The organism is Kitasatospora sp. NPDC127121, assembly GCF_042677305.1.
Lineage (GTDB): Bacteria > Actinomycetota > Actinomycetes > Streptomycetales > Streptomycetaceae > Kitasatospora.
In genome coordinates, this window is the sequence record NZ_JBHXTQ010000060.1 from 1 (window position 1) to 16342 (window position 16342).

General features: G+C 73.3%; 16 protein-coding genes. 6 read left to right on the plus strand and 10 right to left on the minus strand.

The window, feature by feature from the left end; translation table 11 throughout:
* Window positions 1–138: 138 nt before the first annotated feature.
* The 3 genes from ACFVHI_RS26090 to ACFVHI_RS26100 form a co-directional block, all read right to left on the minus strand.
* Window positions 139–339, minus strand: a complete 201-nt coding sequence (locus ACFVHI_RS26090; RefSeq protein ID WP_063348421.1) for a DUF5326 family protein — start codon at window positions 337–339, stop codon at window positions 139–141.
* A 216-nt stretch (window positions 340–555) separates the two neighbouring features.
* A complete protein-coding gene (gene tenA, locus ACFVHI_RS26095; RefSeq protein WP_063348422.1) occupies window positions 556–1224 on the minus strand; it encodes a thiaminase II in 669 nt (222 codons plus the stop codon).
* A gap of 66 nt (window positions 1225–1290) precedes the next feature.
* Window positions 1291–1608: a cupin domain-containing protein gene (locus ACFVHI_RS26100; protein ID WP_063348423.1), complete on the minus strand. Its 318-nt coding sequence runs from the start codon at window positions 1606–1608 to the stop codon at window positions 1291–1293.
* Between the two features lie 153 nt (window positions 1609–1761).
* On the opposite strand from ACFVHI_RS26100, the gene ACFVHI_RS26105 reads away from it, so the two are divergent.
* Window positions 1762–2142 carry a phage holin family protein gene (locus ACFVHI_RS26105; RefSeq protein WP_063351244.1) on the plus strand — a complete coding sequence of 127 codons (381 nt, stop codon included), beginning with the start codon at window positions 1762–1764 and terminating at the stop codon, window positions 2140–2142.
* Between the two features lie 136 nt (window positions 2143–2278).
* On the opposite strand, the gene ACFVHI_RS26110 is transcribed toward ACFVHI_RS26105, so the two are convergent.
* Complete coding sequence (locus tag ACFVHI_RS26110; RefSeq protein ID WP_063348424.1) at window positions 2279–2704, minus strand: SsgA family sporulation/cell division regulator; 426 nt, start codon at window positions 2702–2704, stop codon at window positions 2279–2281.
* Window positions 2705–2955: 251 nt separating this feature from the next.
* Window positions 2956–3831 (minus strand): IclR family transcriptional regulator, encoded by an 876-nt coding sequence (locus ACFVHI_RS26115; protein ID WP_079136277.1) that lies wholly within the window; start codon window positions 3829–3831, stop codon window positions 2956–2958.
* 327 nt (window positions 3832–4158) lie between these two features.
* Here ACFVHI_RS26115 and ACFVHI_RS26120 point away from each other — a divergent pair, with 327 nt between their 5' ends.
* Window positions 4159–4701, plus strand: coding sequence for an NUDIX domain-containing protein (locus ACFVHI_RS26120; RefSeq protein WP_063348425.1), 543 nt, complete (start codon window positions 4159–4161; stop codon window positions 4699–4701).
* A gap of 24 nt (window positions 4702–4725) precedes the next feature.
* Here ACFVHI_RS26120 and ACFVHI_RS26125 read toward each other — a convergent pair whose 3' ends face one another.
* The 4 genes from ACFVHI_RS26125 to pdhA all read right to left on the minus strand — a co-directional run bounded on the left by ACFVHI_RS26125 (window position 4726) and on the right by pdhA (window position 10085).
* Window positions 4726–6405: a globin domain-containing protein gene (locus ACFVHI_RS26125; protein ID WP_380343283.1), complete on the minus strand. Its 1680-nt coding sequence runs from the start codon at window positions 6403–6405 to the stop codon at window positions 4726–4728.
* Window positions 6406–6628: 223 nt separating this feature from the next.
* Window positions 6629–7942 carry a dihydrolipoamide acetyltransferase family protein gene (locus ACFVHI_RS26130; protein ID WP_380343328.1) on the minus strand — a complete coding sequence of 438 codons (1314 nt, stop codon included), beginning with the start codon at window positions 7940–7942 and terminating at the stop codon, window positions 6629–6631.
* Window positions 7942–8946, minus strand: coding sequence for an alpha-ketoacid dehydrogenase subunit beta (locus ACFVHI_RS26135; RefSeq protein ID WP_063348427.1), 1005 nt, complete (start codon window positions 8944–8946; stop codon window positions 7942–7944). The genes ACFVHI_RS26130 and ACFVHI_RS26135 overlap by 1 nt, the downstream gene beginning before the upstream one ends.
* On the minus strand, window positions 8946–10085 hold the full coding sequence (pdhA, locus tag ACFVHI_RS26140) for a pyruvate dehydrogenase (acetyl-transferring) E1 component subunit alpha (protein WP_063348428.1): 1140 nt from the start codon (window positions 10083–10085) through the stop codon (window positions 8946–8948). Before pdhA ends, ACFVHI_RS26135 begins: the two co-directional genes overlap by 1 nt.
* 164 nt (window positions 10086–10249) lie before the next feature.
* On the opposite strand from pdhA, the gene ACFVHI_RS26145 reads away from it, so the two are divergent.
* Window positions 10250–10696 carry an Lrp/AsnC family transcriptional regulator gene (locus ACFVHI_RS26145; RefSeq protein ID WP_063348429.1) on the plus strand — a complete coding sequence of 149 codons (447 nt, stop codon included), beginning with the start codon at window positions 10250–10252 and terminating at the stop codon, window positions 10694–10696.
* A 29-nt stretch (window positions 10697–10725) separates the two neighbouring features.
* Here ACFVHI_RS26145 and ACFVHI_RS26150 read toward each other — a convergent pair whose 3' ends face one another.
* Window positions 10726–11310 (minus strand): TetR/AcrR family transcriptional regulator, encoded by a 585-nt coding sequence (locus ACFVHI_RS26150; protein WP_063348430.1) that lies wholly within the window; start codon window positions 11308–11310, stop codon window positions 10726–10728.
* 128 nt (window positions 11311–11438) lie between these two features.
* Between ACFVHI_RS26150 and ACFVHI_RS26155 the strand changes: the two genes are divergently transcribed.
* The 3 genes from ACFVHI_RS26155 to ACFVHI_RS26165 all read left to right on the plus strand — a co-directional run bounded on the left by ACFVHI_RS26155 (window position 11439) and on the right by ACFVHI_RS26165 (window position 16226).
* Window positions 11439–12707 carry a hypothetical protein gene (locus ACFVHI_RS26155; protein ID WP_363368170.1) on the plus strand — a complete coding sequence of 423 codons (1269 nt, stop codon included), beginning with the start codon at window positions 11439–11441 and terminating at the stop codon, window positions 12705–12707.
* Between the two features lie 174 nt (window positions 12708–12881).
* Window positions 12882–14582, plus strand: a complete 1701-nt coding sequence (paaN, locus tag ACFVHI_RS26160; RefSeq protein WP_380343288.1) for a phenylacetic acid degradation protein PaaN — start codon at window positions 12882–12884, stop codon at window positions 14580–14582.
* A gap of 156 nt (window positions 14583–14738) precedes the next feature.
* Window positions 14739–16226, plus strand: a complete 1488-nt coding sequence (locus ACFVHI_RS26165) for an FAD-dependent monooxygenase (protein ID WP_063348433.1) — start codon at window positions 14739–14741, stop codon at window positions 16224–16226.
* Window positions 16227–16342: the final 116 nt, after the last annotated feature.

The window sequence follows — 16342 nt, forward strand, 5'->3', positions numbered from 1 at the left end:
TTTGCCCTCCACAACCCCCCAACACCCGAGCGCGCCCCTCCCCCCCTGTCCCTCCCCCCCGCGGGCGGGCCGGCCCCCGGCCGGGCAACCCCCACGCCCCGCCCCCCCGTCCAGGGGGGCCGGGCCTCGGGCGGTTGCTCAGCCCTTGGCGGCCTTCTTCACCAGGACCACCACGGCGGCGGCGATACCGGCGACGACCAGCACCTTGATCATGATGCTCAGCAGGGCGCCGACGACACCGAAGACGAATCCCACGATGTTCCAGAGCAGCACCAGGACCAGCACCGGGATGACGATGTTCCGCACCCAGGAGGGCAGCGACTTCCAGAGCTCAGCCATGACCGTTCCTTCTCTCCCCGTGGGGTCGGCTGCCGTCCGGTGCCGCATCCCGCTTGCTTTCGGTACTTCGATCGTACGGGGACACGAGTGCCGGAACGAGGCCCGATGGCCCGGAGAGAACCCCTAGATCACCCCGACCCGGGGCCCCGGGGAGACCCGGGTACGGGCCTCGGGGACGACCCCCGGGAAGGGCGCCGCACCGCCTGCGACCAGTGGTCAGACCGGCCAGCGCTCGCCGCGCCAGGCGGCGTCCCAGAACATCCACTCGTAGCGCGAGGTGGTCGTGAAGTGCTCGACGACCCGGCGCCGTTCGGCCGGGGAGATCTCCTCGCCGAGGCGGTCGGTGAGCGCCAGCACCCGGCGGACGACGGACTGGAACGCCTCGTCGCCGTAGGTGGCGATCCACTTGGCGTACAGCGGGTCGGGGGAGCCCTGGGCGAGCAGCGCCTCGCCGACCCGGGCGTAGATCCAGTAGCAGGGCAGCACCGCGCCGACGGCCTCGGCGAAGGAGCCGCCGTAGACGGTGGCCAGCAGGTAGCTGGTGTAGGCCCGGGTGGTGGGCAGCACCGGTTCGGCGGCGGCCTGCTCGGCGCTGCCGCCGAAGGCGGTCAGGAACTCGGCGTGCATGCCCTGTTCGGCGGCCAACGCACCGACCGCGTCGTCGGCGAAGGCCCGCACGTCCTCCTCGCCGGGCGCCTTGGCGGCGCAGACGGCGAGCGCGCGGGCGTAGTCGCGCAGGTAGTGCGAGTCCTGGACGACGAAGTGGCGGAAGGCCGCACGCGGCAGGGTGCCGTCGGTGAGGCCGCCGATGAAGGGGTGGGCGAGGATCTCGGCGTACACCGGCTCGATGGCCGCCCAGAGTTCTTCCGTCAGGCTCTTGCTCATGCCCAGGACCCTAGACGGTCTGCCCCAAGCCGGTCTCCGGTCGGCCCCCGGCAGGTCCGCAGACGGTCAGCCCTCGGGCGGGGAGAACACCACCAGGACCCGCAGCTCCTCGGTGACGTGGTGGAAGCGGTGCTCGGTGCCGGCCGGGACGTAGACGACGGTGCCGCGCCCGACCGTGGCGGTCTCGGCGCCGACGGTCAGTTCGGCGCGGCCGCTGATCACCTGGTAGATCTCGTCCTGGTCGTGCGCGGTCTGCGGGTCGGTGTCGCCGGGGGAGAGCGCGTAGAGCCCGGCGGACATCCGCGGTTCGCGCAGGAAGCGCAGGTACGCGCCGTCGTTCGCCGCGCGTTCGACGTCCAGTTCGTCCAACCGGAACAGCTTCACCGCTGCTCCCCTCCTTCGTCCATCCACCGTGCGGGCCACGGGCATTCAACACCACGGGCGCCGGACCGGGGGCGCCAAGATGTCCGGCGGGAGCGCCAACATGTCCGAGGAGAGCTTCCCCCGGGGCGGCGGGGCCTGCCAGGCTTGGGCGTCATGAAGGGTTTCCTCATCAAGACAGTGATCAACGCGGTGGCCATCTGGGTCGCCGCCTGGATCGTCAACGGTATCCAACTCGCGAGCGGCAAGGCCGACCTGGGACACAAGGCCCTGACGGTGGTCGCCGTCGCCGTGGTCTTCGGCCTGGTCAACTTCCTGATCAAGCCGCTGGTCAAGCTGTTCTCGTTCCCGCTGTTCATCCTCACCCTGGGGCTGATCACCTTCGTGATCAACGCCCTGATGCTGTGGCTGACCTCCTGGGCCGCGGGCAAGCTGCACCTGGACTTCAACGTCACGGGCTTCGTGCCGGCGCTGCTCGGCTCGCTGATCATCAGCCTGGTCTCGTGGGGGCTGCACCTGGCCCTGGACGACGACTGACCTCGGCCGTGGCCGGGCACCGACTGGCCGAACCCGACCTGGCCGGTCACCGACCGGCCGAACACGAGAGGGGCCCGCGCCCGGGTGGTTCACCCGGCGCGGGCCCCTTCGTCGGTGGCGGCGGCGCGGCCACCGCTCACCCCGCGTTCTCACATCCCCGGAGGATGTCCGCGAGCTGGGCGTCGAGTTCCTGCCCGGTGATCTCCTGGCCCATCGGCACCAGCCGGTCGGTGCGCGCCAGGAAGGCGACCAGCGGCGGCGCCGAGGCCCGCAGCAGGGCGTCCCCCTCGGGGGAGTGCAGCACGATGCAGACCTCGGTGAGCTCCTCGCCGACCGGGTGGATGTGCACGTCGCCCTCGCCGGAGGGCCGGCTGATGCCGTCGAGCAGCAGCTCGCGCGCGAACACCCAGGTGACGGGTTCGTCGCCGGGCAGGTGGAAGGTGAACCGGACGGCGTACGGGTCGTCGGGCTCGTACGCCAGGTCCACCACGATGCGGAAGGAGAGCTCGTGCGAGACCACGAGATTCATCACCAGGTGTCCCTGGACTGTGCTGTGCTGCATGGCGCCAGTACCTCTCGTGGGGCGTGGGGGGGGCGGCCGGGTGGGCCGTGGGGTGGAGGGCGGTGGGCTTCGGATGCGGGGGGCTTCGGGCGTGGGGCCGGGATCGTCAATTGCTGGGCTTGGGGCGGTTTCTGACGGTTTTGTGCAACCAATCCCTGTTAGATCACCATCGTCCACGTTTGGGGACGTAGTGGACAAGGTGTGCTTTTTCAAATGGTGAACGGACGGGATCCGTACCGGCGCGAGGAGCGTCAGAGGACGAACGACGGGCCCATCGCGCCCACGCTGCGCCGCAGTTGGCCGGCGACGACGGTCAGCCGGTCGGCCTGTTCGACCGGCAGCGACAGGGCCATGGTGGCGACCATCGGCCCGACGGTGATGGGGACGGCCGCGCAGACGGTGCCGAGCGCGTACTCCTGACGTTCCAGGACGGGCATGGTCGGCCGCAGCGAGGCGAGCCGGCGCAGGACGGCGGCCTCGCCGGTGACGGTGGAGGGGGTGAGCCCGACCGGCGGGTGGCGGGCGAGGTGGTCACGGCGCTCCTCCTCGGACAGTTGGCCGAGCAGGCACTGGCCGATGGCGTGCGCGTGGCCGGTGGCGCGGAGGTCGGCCCAGGGCTGGACGGCGGGGCGACCGGGGTCGTCGGCGACGTCCACCACGTGGATCTCGCCGTCCCGGTAGAGCGCGAAGTAGACCGGGGCCCCGAGTTCGTCCCGTAACCGCTGCATCCGCGCGCGCAGGTCGTGCCGGTCGGACTGCCGGTCGTCGGCCCGGCCTATGCCGTTGACCGACTCCCCGTAGAAGAACCGGCCGTCGGAGCGCCGGAGGTAGCCCTCGTGGGTGAGGGTGCGCAGCAGGTGGTAGGCGGTGCCGAGCGGCAGTCCGGCGGCGCGGGCCAGTTGCTTGGCGGTGGCGCCCTGCCGGAATCCCCCGACGGCCTCCAGCAGCCGCAGCGCCCGCTGGACGGAGCCGATCAGGGTGGGGCCGCGGCCCTTGCCCGGAGAGGTCGACGGCGAGGAGGACGGCGAGGTGGGCGTCGGCGGGCTGCCGGGCGGCGAGGTGGGCGTCGGCGACCTGGCGACGCGCCCGGTGCGGACCGTCCTGGACGGCTCTGCGATCTGATCCATGGCCACGTCCATCCCCCAGCCCGAGTCAATGCACAGAAAGGGCATCCGGAGCGAAGCCCTCCGATCTGCCCGATAGTGGCTCATTGCAGCACAGGGATGACCTCCCTGCAATCACTCTTACAGCGATCACTCGGCAAAATCCTTCGATTCGAAGGTAAATATCAGAATCGATCGACATTTGGAAGATCAGTTCAAGATTCACCTTCGCTATCCAAGATCTATCCGCAGTTACTCCCCGCCCCCGAACGGACGCACCGGTTCGGGCGGGTTTCGGCCGGACCGTCCCGCGGGAGACTCCCGCACAACGCTCCAGCCCCGGAGGTCGCCATGGGCCCCGACAACCGAACCCCGCCGCCCCGCCCGGTGGTGAAGCGCACCGCGCGGGCGATCCTGCTGGAGCTCGACCCGGACGACCCGTACGGCCCGGCCTCGATCGTGCTGATCCGGCGGGTCCGGCCCGGCTCGCCCCAGCCGTACTGGATCACTCCCGGCGGCGGAGTCGAACGCGGCGACCGCACCGTGGTCGAGGCGCTGCACCGCGAGGTGGACGAGGAACTCGGCGGCAAGATCGTCGACGTGGTGCCCGCCTTCGTCGACACCATCAGCCACACGCACCATGACGACGGCACCCTGCTCCACCCGCACGGGGTCAAGGTGCAGCACTTCTTCGCCTGCCGGCTCGCCTCGATGGACCTCAGCCGGCGGCACGGCCCCGAGGTGGACGAGCCCAACGGCGAGTACCAGGTGGTCCGGCTGCCGTTCACCCGCGAGGGGGTGACCTCCGTCAACGTCGTCCCGCCCCGGCTGCGGGCGTACCTGGCGGCCAACATCGAGGGCGTCCGTGCGCTGCTCGCCCCGGACCTCGGCTGACCGACCGATCACCCCGCCGCCCGCTCACCCCGCCGCGAGGTCGCCCACCAGATCGTGCCGGATCCGCTCGGCCGGCACGCCCGAGCGCAGCAGCACCCCGACGCCCCGGCGGACCATCGCGGGCGGCCCGCTGAGGAACGCCTCCCGCCCGGCCCACGGCCCGAACCGCCCTACCACCTCGGGGAGTTCGCCGGTCAGCGCGCCCTCGGCCGACCCGGTGCCGGAGAGCACCGGCCGCACTGTGAGCCACGGCAGCCGCCGGGCCAACTCGTCCAGCCCGTCCAGCTCGTACAGATCGGCGGCGCGGCGGGCCCCGTAGAACACGTCGACGGCGCCGACCGGCGTGCCGCGCTCGGCCACCTCCTCGACCAGCGCGCGGATCGGCGCGATGCCGGTGCCGCCGCCGAGGCAGAGCAGGTCCGCGCCGGCGACGTGGTCGGCGGTCATCGTGCCGGCCGCCGGGCCCAGCCGCAGGACGTCCCCGGGCGCGGCCCGGTGGACGAGCGCGTTGCTCACCCAGCCCGCCTGGACGGCCTTCACGTGGAAGGTCAGCAGCCCGTCCGGCCGGGGGGCCGAGGCGAACGAGAAGTGCCGCCAGACCCGCGGCCACCAGGGCGTCTCCAGACTGGTGTACTGCCCGGCCCGGTACGGGTACGCCTGGTCCGGCCGGACGGTGATCACCGCGACGTCCCGGGTGCGACGCTCGTGCCGGACCACCTCGCCCTGCCACCAGGGCGGCGAGGTGCGGGCGGCGTCCTCGGCGGCCTCGATCATGATCGAGGAGACCAGCCGGTAGACCCGGCGCCAGGCCAGCTCGGTCTCGGCGTCCCACCGGCTGCCCGCGTACCTGGCCAGCGCCTGCACCAGGCACTCGCCCACCGGGCCGTAGTGGCCGGTCAGCGTGCCGTACCGGCGGTGGCCGCGGCCGAGCGCGCCGAGGTAGACGCGCAGGCCGGCCGGGTCGTCGGCGCTGCGGGCGGCGGCCAGCAGCGCGCGGAACAGGCGGTCCCGCTGGACGTCCATGGCGGCGGGGAAGAGCGCCCGGACCTCGGGGTGGTGCAGGAAGATCAGCGCGTAGAAGTGCGCGGTGGCGCGGTCGGCGACCGGCTCGACGACCGCCAGGCTGGCCCGGATCAGCTCCACGTCCCGTACGGTGAGCGGCTGTTCGACGGCGGAGGCGCCGCGGCCGGGGGCGCCGCGGTCGGGGGCGGGCAACGGGGCCGACAGTTGGGTCGGCCGGCCCTCGGAAGGCTCCTGCGCGGCCCAGGCTCTGGTCCAACTGTCGCCGGGTCCAGCCCAGTTGAGGCCGGGAGCATCGGTGAACAGCGGCCGGAACGCGGGGGCGGCAGGCGGCTCGGCAGGCGGCTCCGGGTAGCCGGGCGCGGAGACGGCCGGCGGCTGCACCGGCGGGGCGGGCACCCACGGGAGGGCGGGCACCGCCGGGAGGACGGCCGTCGGCGCCTCGGCCGGGATCTGCGGCGGGAGGTCCGGCGGGTCCAGCGGCATCGGCGGCCGTTCGGGCCCCGCCCCGGCCGCCCTCGCGGCTGCCATCCCGGCCGCCATCCCGGCCGCCGTCACCTCGGCCGTCACGTGCGCCGTCGGGTCCGCCGCCGCGTCCGCCGGGAGCTCCGGCAGGCCCGGGACGGAGGCGGCGCCCGCCGAGCCGTACCCGGTGCGGACCAGAAGTGTTCTGCGGGACTTCACCGCAACGTTTCGAGTACCCAAGAGAATCGTTTCGCCTCCGGCCGCCCTGCGCCACCACCTGGCTTGTCTCTGCTGGCGCCTAGGCAGCGTGGCACGCCCGAACTGCTCATCCGACAAATCACGCGAAGCCCGGACACCCGGGCCCGGGACGCGCTACTCTCCCTCGATTCACGCCCCGTCGCCCTGGGTGCGGAGCACGCCACCCAGGGCGACCGAGCCGTGCTCAGAGCTGCCGCAGCAGCGTCCCCGGCCGCTCCACGCAGTCCGCGACGAACCGCAGGAAGCCGCCCGCCGTCCCGCCGTCGCAGACCCGGTGGTCGAAGGTGAACGACAGCTGCACGACCTCGCGCACCGCCAACTCCCCCTCGTACACCCAGGGTTTGGCGACGATCCGGCCGACCCCGAGCATCGCCGCCTCGGGGTGGTTCAGGATCGGGGTGGAGCCGTCCACGCCGAACACCCCGTAGTTGTTCAACGTGAAGGTGCCGCCGGTCAGTTCGGCCGGCGTGAGCGAGCCGTCGCGCGCCGCCTCGGTCAACCGGACCAGCTCCTCGCCGAGTTGCTCGGTGGTGCGGGCGTGGGCGTCCCGCACCACCGGGACGACCAGGCCCCGCTCACCCTGCGCGGCGAAGCCCAGGTGCACCGCCGAGTGCCGGATGATGCCCGAACCATCCTCCGTCATACTGGAGTTGAGCTCCGGGAAGCGGGCCAGCGCGACCGTACAGATCCGGGCGAGCAGCGCCAGCACGCTCACCTTCGGGCCCGGGGCGGCATTCAACTGCCGCCGCAACAGCATCAGTTCGGTGGCATCGGTGTCCACCCAGCAGGTCACGGCGGGGATCTCCCGGTGGCTGCGGCTGAGCTTCTCGGCCACCGCCTTGCGCAGCCCGCGCAGCGGGACGACGCCCTCCCGCGCCACCGGCGCCGGAGCCGTCGGGGCCGCCGCCTTCACCGCGACCGCCCGTTCGACGTCCGCGCGCATGATCAGCCCGTCCGGGCCGCTGCCGGAGAGCGCGGCCAGGTCGACCCCCTGCTCCCGGGCCAGCCGCCGCACCAGCGGCGAGATCACCGGCACCACGCCCGGAACGGTCCGCACCACCAGCGCGGGAGCAGCAACAACAACCGGAACAGCAACAGGAACGACAGCAGGAACAGCACCCCCCACCCGGCGCCGCCGCCCGCCCTTCCCCGGCTCGGCGACCCCATACCCGACCAGCGGCCGCTCCACCTCCGCCGCCGCCTCGGCCAGCATCCCGGCCGCCGCCTCGACCAGCAGCGAGGCCCCGTCCGCCGGAGCCACCGCGACCGTCACCAGCGGCGCGCCCACGGCGATCTCCTCGCCCTCCTCGCCGTACCGGGCGGTGACCACCCCGCCGTACGGGCAGGGCACCTCCACCACGGCCTTGGCGGTCTCCACCTCCACCACCGGCTGGTCGACCGCGATCACCTCGCCGACCTCGACCAGCCACCGCACCACCTCGGCCCCGGTGAGTCCCTCACCGAGGTCGGGCAGCCGGAACTCGCGCACGACGGGCATCATCCTCGGTCCTCCCACTGCAGCCGGGCGACCGCGTCCAGGATCCGGTCCACCCCGGGCAGGTGGTGGTGCTCCAGCATCGGCGGCGGGTACGGGATGTCGAAGCCGGTCACCCGCAGCACGGGCGCAGCCAGGTGGTGGAAGCAGCGCTCGGTGACCCGGGCGGCGATCTCCGCGCCGGTACCACCGAAGCCGCTCGCCTCGTGCACCACCACGGCCCGGCCGAGCGAGCGCACCACCCGGCAGACCGTCTCGTCGTCGAACGGCACCAGGGTGCGCAGGTCCAGCACCGCGAGGTCCCAGCCCTCGGCCTTCGCCGTCTCGGCCGCCTCCAGGCAGACCGGCAGCGAGGGCCCGTAGGTGATCAGCACGGCGGAGGTGCCGGGCCGCCGCAGCACGGCCCGGCCGATCGGCTCGACCGGCGCGGCCGGGTCGAACCCGTCCTTGCCCCAGTAGAGCCGCTTGGGCTCCAGGAAGACCACCGGGTCGTCGGAGGCGATCGAGGCCCGCAACAGCCCGTACGCGTCGGCGACCGTCGCCGGGGTGACCACGTGCAGGCCGGGGGTGGCCGCGTAGTACGCCTCGGAGGCGTCGCTGTGGTGCTCGACGCCGCCGATGCCGCCGCCGTACGGGATGCGGACGGTGATCGGCAGCGGGAGCCGGCCGGCCGTGCGGTTGCGCATCTTGGCGACGTGCGAGAACAGCTGCTCCAACGCCGGGTAGGCGAAGGCGTCGAACTGCATCTCGACGACCGGGCGCAGCCCGTACATCGCCATGCCGATCGCGGTGCCGAGGATGCCGGCCTCAGCCAGCGGGGTGTCCAGGCAGCGGTCGGGGCCGAACTCGGCGGTCAGCCCGTCGGTGATCCGGAAGACGCCGCCGAGCGCGCCGACGTCCTCGCCGAGCACGTGCACCGCCGGGTCCTCGCGCAGGGCGTCGCGCAGCGCCGCGTTGAGCGCCTGCGCCATGGTCGCCGTACGGGTCGGTGTGGCCGTCTGGTTCATCAGTGCTGCACCTCGGCCTCGGCGGCCAGCTCGGCGGACAACTGGGCGGCCTGTTCCCGCAGTTGCGGGGTCGGCTCGGCGAAGACATGGGTGAACAGCGCCATCGGGTCCAGCTCGGGGTCGGCGTGGAACTCGGCCCGCATCCGGGCCGCCAGCGCCTCCGCCTCGTCGGCCGCCGACTGCACCAGCGCGTCGTCCAGGACGCCGAGTTCGCGCAGCGAGCGGTCCATCAGCAGGATCGGGTCGTACTCCCGCCAGGCGGCCACCTCCGGATCGGTGCGGTAGCGGGTGGCGTCGTCGGCGTTGGTGTGCGCCTCGACCCGGTAGGTGAGCGCCTCGACCAGGGTCGGGCCGCCGCCGGTCCTGGCCCGCTCGACCGCCTCGGTCAGGACGCCGTGCACGGCGGGCGCGTCGTTGCCGTCCACCAGCCGGCCCGGCATGCCGTAGCCGACGGCCTTGTGGGCGAGGGTGGGCGCGGCGGACTGCGCGCTGAGCGGGACGGATATCGCGTAGCCGTTGTTCTGCACCAGGAAGACCACCGGTGCCTGGAGCACCGCGGCGAAGTTCAGCGCCTCGTGGAAGTCGCCCTCGCTGGTGCCGCCGTCACCGAGCATGGCCAGTGCGACCACCGGCTCGCCGGCCAGCCGGGCGGCGTGCGCCAGCCCGACGGCGTGCGGGGCCTGGGTGGCGAGCGGGGTGCAGAGCGGGGCGGTGCGGGTGGCGCGCGGGTCGTAGCCGGTGTGGGCGGTGCCGCGCAGCAGGGTCAGCGCCTCCAGCGGGTCGACGCCCCGGGAGACCACCGCGAGGGTGTCGCGGTAGCTGGGGAACAGCCAGTCGGCCTCGCCGAGCACCAGCGCGGCGGCGACCTGGCAGGCCTCCTGGCCGGTGGACGCCGGGTAGACGGCCAGCCGGCCCTGCTTGGTCAGGGTGGTGGCCTGCTGGTTGAAGCGGCGGCCGACCACCAGGCGGCGGTACAGCTCGCGCAGCAGTGCGGGGTCGTACTTCTCCAGCGCGGGGGTGCCGAGCACCCGGACCGGTGAGGCGTCCGGGAGCAGGGGGGCCGGGTCGGTCCGCGGGGCGGTGGCCCCGGGGGTCCAGCCGGGCACCGCCGTGTGGTGTCTGTGGTCGAGAACGGTCATCTCGGGGCACCTCCTGGGGTGGCGGGGGCTCCCTACCGATTGTTCGGTCGTCTGTTCATCTTGACCAGAAGCGTGACAAGGTGGTGGACATTCGGCCTGAGCGGCGGTCGACTGGTGGCAGTGTGTCCAATCGGCGAGGGTGGGGGGTCATGTCGGCTGAACAGATGTCCAGACTCGACCGGGTCGACCGTTCGATCCTGCGGCTGCTGCAGCAGGACGGCCGCGCCTCGATCCGCTCGGTGGCCGAGCGGGTGCACGTGTCCCGGGCGAACGCCTACGCCCGGATCTCCAGGATGGTCGAGGACGGCATCATTCGCGGCTTCACCGCCCGCGTCGACCACGAACGGGCAGGTCAGGGCGCGTCCGCGTACATCACCCTGAAGATCGTCCAGAACTCCTGGCGTACGGTCCGGGAGCAGCTGCTGCAGCTCCCCGGGGTCGCCCACATCGCCCTGGTCGGCGGAGACTTCGACGTCCTGCTGCTGGTGCACACCGCGGACAACCACGCGCTGCGGGAGCTGGTGCTGGGCAGCATCCAGTCCATCCCCCAGGTGCTCGGCACCCGGACCATGCTGATCTTCGAGGAGACCGACCAGGTCCCCCCGGACTGACGGCCGGGCCACCGGCCGGCCGGTGGCGGCTACCGCGCGCGCAGCCCGTCGAAGGCCAGGTGGACGACCGCGTCCGCGACGCCGTCGGTGCCCTTGAGGCCCGGCCGGTACCACTCCACGATCGAGTTGATCATCCCGAACAGCAGCCGGGTGGCCAGCCGCGGCTCGACGTCCGCGCGCAGCGCACCGTCCGCGACCGCCGCCCGCAGCAGCTCGGCGACCTGGTGGTCGAACTCCCGGCGCCGCTCCAGCGCCCACTGCTCGGTCACCGTGTTCCCGCGCACCCGCAGCAGCAGCGTCACGTACGGCAGTTCCGCGAGCAGCACCTCGGCGGTGCGGCGCACCACGTGCTCCAGCCGCTCCACCGCCGGGCCCCGCACCGCCGCCGGCTCGGCCAGGATCGCGAACAGCCCGTCCAGCGCCCGCCCGACGGCCAGCCGCAGCAGCTCCTCCTTGCCGCGGACGTGGTGGTAGATGGACGACTTGGAGATCCCGGCCGCCCGGGACAGGTCCTCCATCGAGGTGCCGTCGTAGCCGCGCTCGTTGAACACGTCGACGGTCACCGCGAGCAGTGACTCCACGGTGTAGGCGGTACGCGTGCTGTGATCGGCCATCCTCCGAGTATCCCCGGCCGCCCCGCGCCGTACGCGATCGGGTCGGTTGGTCCACACCAGGCCCCGATGCGCAGGCCCTAGACTCGGCGGACGATCGTCCACGTCCAGCAGGGTGGGGTCCAGTCCGAATGAACGCAATACCGGCCGTCGCCTCCGACGTGCCCGAGCAGCGCAGCGATGATCCGGGGGGCGTGCCCGGCAGCGGCTGGCGGGAAGGCGCCCGCGCCCTGGTAGTCCGGTTCGGGCCGGCGGTGTGGTGCTACGCGGTGCTGAAGCTGATCGGCTTCACCGTCTTCATGAAGCTGCTCTCCTTCTCCGGCGACTACCTCAAGAAGCCGGCCCGGTTCGGCGGCGGCGCCAACCCCTGGGACGTGCTGGCCACCTGGGACGGCTGGTGGTACCAGCAGGTGGCCCAGTTCGGCTACCACCCGGCGCTGGTCACGATCCCCAACGGCCCGGTCGGCTTCTCCGTCGAGCAGAACTCCGCCGCGTTCTTCCCGCTCTACCCGGGCCTGATGCGGATGACCTCGGACGTCACCGGCCTCGGCCTGTACGGCGCCGGGATGCTGGTGTCGGTGGTGGCCTCGCTGTTCGCCGCCGCCGGGATCTACGCCGTGGTGGACCGGATGGCCGGCCCCAGGGCGGGCGTGATCGCGGCCGGGATCTGGGCGATCGCCCCGGGCTCGGGCGCCGAGTGGGCGGTCTACTCGGACTCCACCTTCGTCGCGCTGGCCGCCTGGGCCTGCTACTGCGTGATGACCAAGCAGTGGGTCGCCGCCGGGGTGATCACCCTGGTCACCGGGCTCAACCGGCCGACCGCCGCGGCACTGATCGGCGCGGTCGGCCTGGCCGCGCTGGTGGAGCTGTACCGGCGGGAGAGCGGCGTCCTGCGCCCGCTGACCGCGATGCTGCTGGCCCCGGTCGGCCTGCTCGGCTACGTGGCCTGGGTGGGCTGGCGGATGGGCGAGTGGGGCGGCTACTTCCGGCTCCAGCACGATGCCTGGCTGCACTACTTCGACTGGGGCCAGGGCACCTGGCACGCGATCCGCGGCGTGCTGCTGGGCCGCAACGACTACCCGTTCGCGTTCCCGGTGCCGGACCTCTTCGCCACCCTGATCGTGCTCACCCTGCCGGTGCTGATCGTGCTGCTGATCCGGCTGCGCCCGCCACTGGTGCTGACCGCCTACACGCTGGCCACGATCGTCTCGGTGCTGGGGAGCCTCGGCATCTTCGGCAACGTCTCGCGCTACCTGCTGCCGGCGTTCCCGCTGCTGATCGCGCTCGCGGTGGCGATGCGCAAGCTCAGCTGGCCGGTGCTGGCCGCGGTGCTGGGGTTCGGCGCGGTCGCCTCCGGCTGGTACGCGGGGTACGTCATCTTCGAGCTGGGCGTGCCGTAGGCCCTGCCCGGCACCGGCCCACGGGGGCGCGTCCACCACGGACGCGCCCCCGCGCGTTTTCCGGACACCGCGCCCGCGCGTTTTCCCGGATTCCGTTCCCTGCACCCTCTTGAGCCGACCGATCGTTCGGTTACCCTGTGACGTGTCCCGTCCTCCCTCCTGAGGAGCGCACAGATGTCCGCAGCGGTCACCCACCCCCTCGTCGGCGAGCTGGTCGAGCGCCACCAGGCCACCCTGGACGCCGCCCTCGACGCCGCCGCCAAGCGCGACTACTGGTCGCCCTACCCCGAGTTCCCGAAGGCGTACGGCGAGAGCGGCCCGGCGGACGGCAAGGCCGCCTTCGACGCCCTGCTCGGCAAGCCGTTCACCCTCGACGGCCACCCCGCCGACGGCGACCTGGTCGGCGGCGAAGCCTCCCCGTACGGCATCGAGCTGGGCATCGGCTACCCGCACGCCGAGCCGGACGCGCTGATCGCCGCGCTGATCGCCGCCCGGCCCGACTGGGCCGCCGCCACCCCGCTGGAACGCGCCGCCGTCTGCCTGGAGATCCTGCACCGGATCAACGCCCGCTCCCACGAGTTCGGCCAGGCCGTCATGCACACCACCGGCCAGGCCTACGGCATGGCCTTCCAGGCCGGCGGCCCGCACGCCCAGGACCGCGGCCTGGAGGCGGTCACCTACGCCTACGCCGAGCAGACCCGGCTGCCCCGCCGGGCCGGCTGGACCAAGCCCCAGGGCAAGCGCGAACCGCTGGTGATGACCAAGGAGTTCACCGTCGTCCCGCGCGGCCTCGCACTGCTGGTCGGCTGCAACACCTTCCCCACCTGGAACGGCTACCCCGGCCTGTTCGCCTCGCTGGCCACCGGCAACCCGGTGCTGGTCAAGCCGCACCCGCGCGCCGTGCTGCCGCTCGCGCTGACCGTCCGGACCGCCCGCGAGGTGCTCGCCGAGGCCGGCTACGACCCCAACCTGGTCTGCCTGGCCGTCGAGCACGAGGGCGGCACCGTCGCACAGACCCTCGCCGTCCGCCCCGAGATCCGGCTGATCGACTACACCGGCTCCACCGCCTTCGGCGACTGGCTGGAGGAGCACGCCAAGCAGGCCGAGGTGTACACCGAGAAGGCCGGCGTCAACGCGGTCGTCATCGACTCCACCGACGACTACAAGGGCATGCTCGGCAACCTGGCCTTCGCCCTCTCGCTCTACAGCGGCCAGATGTGCACCACCCCGCAGAACCTGCTGATCCCGCGCGGCGGCATCGCCACCGACCAGGGCGACAAGTCCTACGACCAGGTCGTCGCCGACCTCGCCGCCGCCATCGACCGCCTGCTCTCCGACGACGCCCGCGCCGCCGCCATCCTCGGCGCCGTGGTCAACCCGGGCGTGCTGCAGCGCTCGGCCGCCGCGGCCGGCGGCGAGTACGGCGAGCTCGCCCTCGCCCCGCGCGCGGTGACCTCGCCGGACTTCCCCGGCGCGACCGTCCGCACCCCCGCGCTGGTCAAGCTGGACGCCGACAAGCCGGACGACCGCGCGGTCTTCCGCACCGAGTGCTTCGGCCCGGTCTCCTTCGCCGTCGCCGTCGAGTCCACCCCCGCCGCCGTCGAACTGCTGCGCACCACCGTCCGCGACAAGGGCGCCATGACCGCCTCCGGCTACACCACCTCGCCCGAGGTGGAGGGCCTGCTGGTGGCGGCCGCGCTCGACGCCGGCGTCTCGCTCTCGCTCAACCTGACCGGCGGCGTCTACCCCAACCAGACCGCCGCCTTCTCCGACCTGCACGGCACCGGTGCCAACCCGGCCGCCAACTCGGCCTACTGCGACGGCGCGTTCGTCGCCAACCGGTTCCGTACCGTGGAGGTCCGCCGGCACGGCTGAGCGCCGTCCCGGCCCCGTCCGATCCGCTCCGGGCCCCGGCGGTCACCCACCGCCGGGGCCCGGCGGTTCACAGCTCCCCGCGGGCCCTGGATGATGGAGTCTGGGAGAACGCCGGACACGGCGTCCAACCGCCCTCCGAACACCGGGAGCTGACACATGACCGCGAAGCCGACGACCGCCACCGACATCCTGATCGTCGGTGCCGGACCGACCGGACTGCTACTGGCCGGCGATCTCGCCGCGGCCGGGGTCGGCGTCACCGTCCTGGAGAAGCGCGGCGCCGAGTCCAACCTGACCCGGGCCTTCGCCGTGCACGCCCGCAGCCTGGAGCTCCTGGACGCCCGCGGCCTCGCCGACGACCTCATCGCCACCGGCCGCCCGGTCACCGGCCTGAGGATGTTCGACCGCTTCGGCATCGACCTGAGCTCGCTGCCCACCCGCTTCCCGTTCGTCCTGATCACCCCGCAGTACCACGTCGAACGGCTGCTCCAGGAGCGCGCCGAGCAGGCCGGCGCGACCATCCTGCGCGGCGCCGAGGTCACCGCCCTGCGCCAGGACGCCGAGGGCGTCACCCTGGAGACCCGCGACGGGAACACCTTCACCGCCCGGTACGCGGTCGGCACCGACGGCGTCCGCTCCACCGTGCGCGACCTGCTCGGCATCCCGTTCCCCGGCGAGTCCGTGGTCGACTCGGTGATGCTCGCCGACGTCCGGCTGGAGCGCGAGCCCGCCGACACCATCACCGTTGGCGCCAACGAGACCGGCTTCTCCTTCCTCGCCCCCTTCGGCGACGGCTGGTACCGGCTGATCGCCTGGGACCGCAAGGAGCGGCAGCCGGACGGCACCACCCCCTCCCCGGAGCGCCTCGCCGCCATCGCCCGGACCACCCTCGGCGAGGACTACGGCCTGCACGACGTCCGCTGGAGCTCCACCTTCCACAGCGACGAGCGCCAGGCCCCCAACTACCGCTCCGGCCGGTTCTTCCTGGCCGGCGACGCCGCGCACTGCCACTCCCCGGCCGGCGGCCAGGGCATGAACACCGGCCTCCAGGACGCCGCCAACCTGTCCTGGAAGCTCGCCGCCGCCCTCCAGGGCCGCGCCACCGACGCCCTGCTCGACACCTACCAGAGCGAACGGCACCCGGTCGGCCGGACGGTGCTGCGCACCTCCGGCGCGCTGATCCGGCTCGCCCTCGCCGAGTCCGCCCCCACCCGCGCACTGCGCGGGGCGCTCACCACGCTCGGCGGCCACCTCGACCTGGTCACCGAGCGCGGCGCCCGGATGGTCTCCGGCATCGACATCTCCTACCCGGCCCCGAAGGACGCCCACCCGCAGGTCGGCAAGCGCGTCCCGGACCTGCGGCTGACGGCGCTGCGCAAGCCCGTCGAGGGCGCCCCGGCCGCCCCCGAGCGGCTCTACGAGGCGCTGCGCGAGGGGAAGTTCGTCCTGGTCAGCAACGACGAACTGGCCGCCGCCGAGCCCTGGGCGGACCGCATGGTCACCGCCGCCCCGGCCGACCCGCACGGCAAGCTGCGCGACACCGTCCTGCTGATCCGCCCGGACGGCTACGCCGCCTGGGGCGCCGTCGACCCCGGCCAGGGCGAGCTCCGCACCGCCCTCACCGCCTGGCTCGGCACCCCCTGACCCCCGCCGGGGGGGGGGGGGGGGGGGGCGCCCCCCCCCCCCCCCCCCCCCCCCCGCAAATGGACCCGCCCCCCGCCCCCACCCCCCCCGCCCACCCCCCCCCCCCCCCCCCCCCC

What these genes read in the sequence shown, in the direction of transcription:
- ACFVHI_RS26105 (WP_063351244.1), top strand. Translation starts at nt 1,762, where the DNA reads ATGAAGGGTTTCCTCATCAAGACAGTGATCAACGCGGTGGCCATCTGG.
- ACFVHI_RS26090 (WP_063348421.1), bottom strand. Translation starts at nt 339, where the DNA reads ATGGCTGAGCTCTGGAAGTCGCTGCCCTCCTGGGTGCGGAACATCGTC.
- ACFVHI_RS26155 (WP_363368170.1), top strand. Translation starts at nt 11,439, where the DNA reads ATGAACGCAATACCGGCCGTCGCCTCCGACGTGCCCGAGCAGCGCAGC.
- ACFVHI_RS26145 (WP_063348429.1), top strand. Translation starts at nt 10,250, where the DNA reads ATGTCCAGACTCGACCGGGTCGACCGTTCGATCCTGCGGCTGCTGCAG.
- ACFVHI_RS26135 (WP_063348427.1), bottom strand. Translation starts at nt 8,946, where the DNA reads ATGAACCAGACGGCCACACCGACCCGTACGGCGACCATGGCGCAGGCG.
- ACFVHI_RS26150 (WP_063348430.1), bottom strand. Translation starts at nt 11,310, where the DNA reads ATGGCCGATCACAGCACGCGTACCGCCTACACCGTGGAGTCACTGCTC.
- ACFVHI_RS26165 (WP_063348433.1), top strand. Translation starts at nt 14,739, where the DNA reads ATGACCGCGAAGCCGACGACCGCCACCGACATCCTGATCGTCGGTGCC.
- ACFVHI_RS26130 (WP_380343328.1), bottom strand. Translation starts at nt 7,942, where the DNA reads ATGCCCGTCGTGCGCGAGTTCCGGCTGCCCGACCTCGGTGAGGGACTC.
- pdhA (WP_063348428.1), bottom strand. Translation starts at nt 10,085, where the DNA reads ATGACCGTTCTCGACCACAGACACCACACGGCGGTGCCCGGCTGGACC.
- ACFVHI_RS26120 (WP_063348425.1), top strand. Translation starts at nt 4,159, where the DNA reads ATGGGCCCCGACAACCGAACCCCGCCGCCCCGCCCGGTGGTGAAGCGC.
- ACFVHI_RS26110 (WP_063348424.1), bottom strand. Translation starts at nt 2,704, where the DNA reads ATGCAGCACAGCACAGTCCAGGGACACCTGGTGATGAATCTCGTGGTC.
- paaN (WP_380343288.1), top strand. Translation starts at nt 12,882, where the DNA reads ATGTCCGCAGCGGTCACCCACCCCCTCGTCGGCGAGCTGGTCGAGCGC.
- tenA (WP_063348422.1), bottom strand. Translation starts at nt 1,224, where the DNA reads ATGAGCAAGAGCCTGACGGAAGAACTCTGGGCGGCCATCGAGCCGGTG.
- ACFVHI_RS26115 (WP_079136277.1), bottom strand. Translation starts at nt 3,831, where the DNA reads ATGGATCAGATCGCAGAGCCGTCCAGGACGGTCCGCACCGGGCGCGTC.